Here is a 4,896-nt window from a genome sequence, read left to right as displayed (position 1 = left end):
TACACCCCGTAGTTTATATCACTTTTTGTTTATCGGAAATTTTTATTATGTCGGGGTAGCGGGATTCGAACCCACGACCCCCCTGCTCCCAAAGCAGGTGCGCTAACCGGACTGCGCTACACCCCGTTTCCTTTAACGGCTGCAAAGGTAGTAAATAATATGAACCATACAAATAAAATTATAAAAAAAAGATAAAAAATCCGGGGCTTTTCATCCCCGGACCCTTTATTTCAGGGCTTCTATGACTAAAAGCGCTGAATATCAGTGTAAGTTATATTTTTACAGTCAAAACTACTGTACTCCCCATACAGAAGGAGTATTCTGACTCTTTACAGCAGCCGATACTCCCGGGAAGAAGCTGAAACCTGTCTTTGCCTCAATATCTGCTACAGAGGTACAGATTGTTGTTGGAGGCTCTATATTGCCATATGCCTTATGATCTACCCAGAATCCTATGGAGATAAGTTCGGAATCGCTGCAGAGAGCAATGCTCTTACCTGAGTTACCGCTCTTAGTTCTGAGAAGAATCTTGAAGTAATTGGTAGGGATAGCTACTATATTGCCTGCTCCATCGGTGGTGGTGGTTGCACCTGCACCGAAATAAGCTCCTGTCACAACATATAGAGTATCCGAACAGATGTTGTTTCTAACCTTTGTCTCAAGCTTTGCCCACATATCCTGGTTCAGACGGTCGAGCTGAGGTGTCATGTTACTCATGTAGAATGTCTGAGCATTCATTTCGAATGTAGCATCTCTGTCGGCTGACGGAATCTGATGACCACGGTCATAGTTGCCGCCATACGAACGTGACACACAGTTTGCCTGATTTGTCTGAGTGATGTACGGATCGAATCCCCACTCATCGCTGCGCCCTACAGAACCGTCATAGACTGCATGCATAGGATATGCAACCCAGAGAGCCGCCTTATTGTTCTTGTCGAAACAGAGTGAGTAACTGCGTATCTTCTTGCCGTTGACGGTAACATAGTGGGTTGCATACTGATAGTCGGTACTAACCTTCTCGGCAGGAAGTTCAGGCCATGCACTGAATACAGGCAAAATCTCCTGGGAAACAGATTTCTGCACCAGGGTGAGCTGCTGAGGTGCTGCATCGCCGAATGTAATATCTACAACAACATTACGTGGATCTGCGGTAGCGTTTGCCTTGCAGTAAATATAAATCACGTTGTCACCCTCTTTAAGAACACCCAGTTTGGCACTCTTAGATGTGTAGTAGTCGAAAGAGCTGAATGATGCCCCCTGACTGATAGTGGCACTATACTGAGTACCTGCATCTCCTTTGAGAAGAATGCCTGTACTTACCTCGTCGGAACCTACCGATGATGATGTCTTCCACTCTGCTGTTGCGTTACTATCCTGTGAGGATGGTGAATCGCTGTCGCTACATGAGCTCACCATACTGATGAATATGGTGAGGTATAGCAGATTTAAAATGTTCTTTGTTATTACTTTCATATCTGTATAAAATCTATATTCTATGCATAAGTATAACAAAGATATTTTAATTTATGAAAAATACAATTAATTTTTCTTTTCAAATATTAACTTTAACATCTGAAACATCATTTTAATATAGATCTATGCCATCGGACTCATGATTGCGGTTAAGCATAAAGTTCAAACTCTTTTGTTCAAACTTTCTCTCCTGGAATTTCAGGGCATCTCTCTTCAGCGAGAGTTCATCATCCCCACTCCACTTCATCACTACCTTGCTCTTTTGGCTCCATGGCGAGTATTCAGCCTTGCCATTGCTCACTACAGCAACACGTATGATTCTATTCAACTCACCACCCCTCTCTATGGTAACTTTAATCTTGGAACCACTCACCTTTGCTTTTATCGGGAATGTCTTTCCTGTGATATCATCATAGTAGATTCCCTCGGCAACACCTCTATTATCGGGATTGACAAGTATGGTGAGTGAGTCGGTGGCATACTCCTCGGTGCTCTGCATAACATTTCCTACAGGCACTGCTGCTCCGGGACGAAGTGCAACATATGGTTGTACTCCATCATCTTCCTTCTCGAATGGTACTATGTCCCAGTCGCCTTTAGGAAGAGCACACTCTCCTGCCCAACGTGGTATAACAAGCAGATCACCTCCCAAAAGGAATGCCTCCTGCTCAGTGCGAAGTGCACTATCTTTAGAGTCATAGAAGTAGAGAGGACGCATCACAGGCATACCATCTATTGATGATTGTCTGAAGAGCGTTGAGAGATATGGCAACAGAATATAACGGCGGTTGATGGCTGTACGGCAGATATCCTCGGTCTTACTGTCGAATGCCCATGGCTCCTGACTCACCGTATTGTCGGCAGAGTGGTTGCGGAAGAATGGGAAGTAGGCAGAGAGGGCTGTCCAGTTTGCCAACAGGTCGCCGTTGCAGTCGCCTGAGAAACCGCCTGTATCGGGACCGGTAAATGGCTGGCCTGAAAGTCCCAGGTTGAGTGTCATAGGAATAGAGCAGCGCAGATAGTCCCATGTAGAGGCATTATCGCCTGTCCAGGTGGCACCTAAGCGTTGTCCACCAAGGAAGTTGGCACGCGACAGTATGAAAAGGCGCTTATCGGGATTAGTCATAAGCATTCCTTTACGGGTTGCATCAAGCATAAGCATGCCGTAAACATTATGATAACGTGCATGAGTACCTGCAGGAAGTGGTTTTCCGTTGACCATCAGACCGCCACTGTGAACGGATGATTGGGGAAGTGTCATCTCACTGTTGAAAACGGCAGGTTCGTTCATATCATTCCATATACCGTCAATACCCAACTTTACAAACTCACTGTTGAGTCCGCTCCACCATTCGGCAGTGCGTGGGTTGGTGAAATCGGGGAAGACACACTCACCCGGCCATACTTTTCCCTTTGCCTCACCGCCAACACTATCCTTAATCCATGCATCTATTGCACTACCACTGCGGTAGATATTATATGTGGAGTCACGACAGATACCTGGATCGACCATATATATAGCCTTGAAATTTTTAGAGTGCAGGTAGTCGTTAAGACCTTTGGGGTCGTTGAAGTTTACAGGATCGAAGGTAAAGACCTTACGCTTGTCCATATAGTCGATATCCATCCAGATTACATCGCAAGGTATACGGCGTGAACGGAACTCATCGGCAACCTCTTTCACTCGGGAGAGAGGGAAATAGGAGAAGCGAGCCTGCTGATAACCTAATGCCCACAATGGAGGGAGCTCGATGGTACCGGTGATATAGGACAACTGCTTAACTACATCGTCCACCTTTTCACCCTCGATGACAACGACACGGGGTGCAGGACCTTCACAGCTGACCTCTATATCACCCTTTAGGGAGATATGCTGACGGTAGGTATTGTCGAACAGCACTCCGAACGCGCTGCCGTCACTACGAAGGGCAAGTACCCATGGGTGCGACTGATAGAGCTGCTTTCCCTGCCACTTCGCATAGGTGTAGTTGTCACTGTTCCACAGGTAGGTGTCGGTACCATTACGACGAAGGTCACCAAGCACCTCACCGCAACCATAAAGGTCGGTACCTCGGTCGACAGAGATGGTGATATGGTTCTTGCCGTTTACCTTTGAGAAATGGGGACGGACACGCCAGCTGTCGGGCAGCTCACTCCCCTTGGAGAGGTCGCGGATTATGGCAAATGAGGGTTCCATAGCCTCTCTGTCATAGTTTGCCGGATAGAAAAGCGCTATATTCTTCGAATAGAGGTGACTCTCCTGAGCCATTATTTGGATAGACTGCAGTGAGAGCAGCATGAGAAGAGCAATCAATTTCTTCATCTTTTTATCTTTTAAATATATATTAGTCAACAACTTATTACTCTCTATATTTATAGATAAACTATAGAAAGAAATTCTATGGTACTGAACGGACAACAGATTTACCGCGGCGCAGTGATGGTATGTTTTGAACATTTATATCCCCTTTTTCATGATCGACAACTGCCATCTCTCCCTGACGGATGTTGTATTTCTCCTTCCTGCTTAGTGAGGAGATAGATACATTGCCAACCTTAACAGAAACTGAGGTATTGTTGGATGCCTTATCCGCACATAGTGAGAAGTGTGCCTGATTAGCCTCTATCCTGGTAAAGTCGGTAAGAAGGGTGAACACCTTCTCGGAGTTTATGACAATGAAGTTGCCACGTCCATTGAACTCAATGCGACGCTCGTCCATGTTGTATAGGCGGTTGTCATAATAGAGATCGGAGTTTTTCTGCATTCTTATCTTCGATCCGTCGGGAAGTGTTATGGAGGTAATATCCATGCCGGTGGAGATCATTAAGTTATTGCCCAAGGTAAGATTGCTGCGGTAAATATAGTAACCGAAAGTGATGAAGACAATAGGGAAAAAGATCACTAAAAGGCATGATATAAACTTCTGAAGACGTAAGTTTATGAACGAAAAAGTGTTCTTGCGGGAATGTGACTGATAAAAGAATGCAGCATTATAGATATCATTCCTTATATCGGAATAGAACTTATCCTTGTCAATGTCGGGAGAGAGAAAATCATCTCCTAATTCCCATAAATGCTCTAACTTAATCTCATGTTCCAGAGGGGAGCTATCCTTTATCAGTCCATAGAATTCGGATGAGGAGCAGCGAATAAGACTCTCAAGGAGGATACGTTCAACATTAGTATCGCATTGAGTATATTTATTTTCCAGACAGAAGTTGGTAAATACATCGACTACAAGACGTTTAGCTATCTCAGGTGAGTCAGAGATAGAGAGAGAGCAGTAATAGATTCGCGGAGACCATTTCTTTATATAAACATCAAAAGTGGCAGCAGAACCACTATTTAATTGTTCTAATAGTTGTTTCCCATTCATCGTTTTGTCCGATTGTTATGGTTGCAAATATAATAAATTTTTA

General features: G+C 44.6%; 3 protein-coding genes and 1 tRNA gene. All 4 read right to left on the bottom strand.

Going from position 1 to position 4,896, the window contains the following annotated elements; all coding sequences use genetic code 11:
- Positions 1 to 50: 50 nt before the first annotated feature.
- Positions 51 to 126 (bottom strand) — tRNA-Pro (locus tag JCM15092_RS13935).
- 165 nt (positions 127 to 291) lie between these two features.
- Positions 292 to 1,476: a DNA/RNA non-specific endonuclease gene (locus JCM15092_RS13930; RefSeq protein WP_034542083.1), complete on the bottom strand. Its 1,185-nt coding sequence runs from the start codon at positions 1,474 to 1,476 to the stop codon at positions 292 to 294.
- Positions 1,477 to 1,588: 112 nt separating this feature from the next.
- The gene (locus tag JCM15092_RS13925) at positions 1,589 to 3,799 is read right to left on the bottom strand and encodes a TIM-barrel domain-containing protein (protein WP_024995173.1); all 2,211 of its coding nucleotides are present in this window, start codon (positions 3,797 to 3,799) and stop codon (positions 1,589 to 1,591) included.
- Positions 3,800 to 3,875: 76 nt separating this feature from the next.
- Complete coding sequence (locus JCM15092_RS13920; RefSeq protein WP_024995172.1) at positions 3,876 to 4,853, bottom strand: FecR domain-containing protein; 978 nt, start codon at positions 4,851 to 4,853, stop codon at positions 3,876 to 3,878.
- Positions 4,854 to 4,896 lie beyond the last annotated feature (43 nt).

The organism is Phocaeicola paurosaccharolyticus JCM 15092, assembly GCF_000613805.1.
In the GTDB taxonomy this organism is placed as follows: domain Bacteria; phylum Bacteroidota; class Bacteroidia; order Bacteroidales; family Bacteroidaceae; genus Phocaeicola; species Phocaeicola paurosaccharolyticus.
This window is presented reverse-complemented; position numbering and strand designations above follow the sequence as displayed.

Coding starts and splice junctions, on each gene's coding strand:
- JCM15092_RS13930 (WP_034542083.1), bottom strand. CDS start 1,476: ATGAAAGTAATAACAAAGAACATTTTAAATCTGCTATACCTCACCATA.
- JCM15092_RS13925 (WP_024995173.1), bottom strand. CDS start 3,799: ATGAAGAAATTGATTGCTCTTCTCATGCTGCTCTCACTGCAGTCTATC.
- JCM15092_RS13920 (WP_024995172.1), bottom strand. CDS start 4,853: ATGAATGGGAAACAACTATTAGAACAATTAAATAGTGGTTCTGCTGCC.